The sequence below is a fragment of the Paenibacillus oenotherae genome, from assembly GCF_019443105.1.
In the GTDB taxonomy this organism is placed as follows: Bacteria; Bacillota; Bacilli; order Paenibacillales; family Paenibacillaceae; genus Paenibacillus_Z; species Paenibacillus_Z oenotherae.
Map to the genome: position 1 here is coordinate 1 of NZ_JAHZIJ010000059.1, position 1,338 is coordinate 1,338.

The following is a 1,338-nucleotide window of genomic DNA, read 5'->3' on the forward strand; positions in this document are numbered from 1 at the left end:
GTTTGTTTATGATCCCATACCGTTCCCCCACAACAACATAGGCTGTTCCTTCGTAAAAATCTGAAGCGAAGTCAAAAAGTGGTGGAATGACGACATCACCCGTTTTATTGATGTATCCTGTCTTCTCATTCCGTTTAAAGGTACATAGACCCTCCGAAAAAAAGCCAACTGATTCGTAAATCGGTTCGATGACTATGTCACCGCTCGGGTTAATAAAACACCATTTTCTGGTAGAGTAATACCGAGCAGGAGCCAGCCCCTCAGCAAACTTACAACCCGAACTAAATAATGTTGAGGAGATGACCAATTCTCCTTCTTTATTAATATAGCCATTACGTTTCGTCTTTTTATCTGTAAAAAAAGCTAACCCGTGTGAAAAATGGCCGACACTGACATCCGTGTACTGAAGCTGCACACCCCCCTCTGTATCCAAGAACTGAATGACATCTTCGATTGTTTCAGCCTTCACCCACCCTTCTGAAAAATGCCAGACACGTTTATAAACCGATGGAATAATAACTTCATCCCTCTTATTAATGGCTCCCCAAAGATTATCGATCTTAATTGGACAATAACCTTCGTGAAACTCTCCTACAACATCATATTTTATGGGGATATTATCATTTTCAAGTGATATATAACCTTGTTTACCATTTTTTTTAACTCTATATAACCCCTCGCTACCGTAGAAAGCATAATCAAACTGTGGGGATACAACTACATTTCCTTTTTGATCAATATATCCCCAAACTCCATTCTCATGTATCGGAAACATCCTTCTCACCTCGTCAATATGAATTAGATGACTGCCCTGATAATTTTTATTATTACTCCTGGTAATCTAGCTGCTCCCCCAGGACCAGGAATAAAATCTGGCGCAGGCAGGTTAGAATAATTTAATACAGATTTTCTTACTTCCTTGTAATAGGATGCCGCTTGGGCGATATTATCAAAGGATTTTCGTTTATTATCATTGTCATAATACACTGAATATTTTACAACACCGCCCGAATAGGAGTACACACTCATTTTGAACTCAGATTTTCCAAAATCTGCGATCGTCGCATCTCTCGCTACTGTACCATAAGGGGTCCCATTTCTATCCACTTGTTGATTACCAACAATCCTACCGGCTTCTAAATCTCCTTCCTGCTGATAAAGTGCCAGTTGAGGGAGCGGGTCCTGACCACTAAGCAGCCGATTGCGATTGTAAATGGCTAGCCTTTCTGATCCACCGTTCTAAAAACATTACTGTTTGCGATAAAAAAGAAACCACATGGAGTATTAGCTCACATGTGGAAAGTGGTAAGTCATTATTCACTTTTCATCTGTACCATC

General features: G+C 40.1%; 2 protein-coding genes. Both read right to left on the bottom strand.

Annotated elements, in window-relative coordinates; all coding sequences use genetic code 11:
- The coding region (locus K0T92_RS24475) for a WG repeat-containing protein (protein ID WP_219875253.1) at positions 1-775 on the bottom strand (775 nt) is incomplete at its 3' end.
- Positions 776-798: 23 nt separating this feature from the next.
- The gene (locus tag K0T92_RS24480; protein WP_219875255.1) at positions 799-1,107 is read right to left on the bottom strand and encodes a hypothetical protein; all 309 of its coding nucleotides are present in this window, start codon (positions 1,105-1,107) and stop codon (positions 799-801) included.
- Positions 1,108-1,338: the final 231 nt, after the last annotated feature.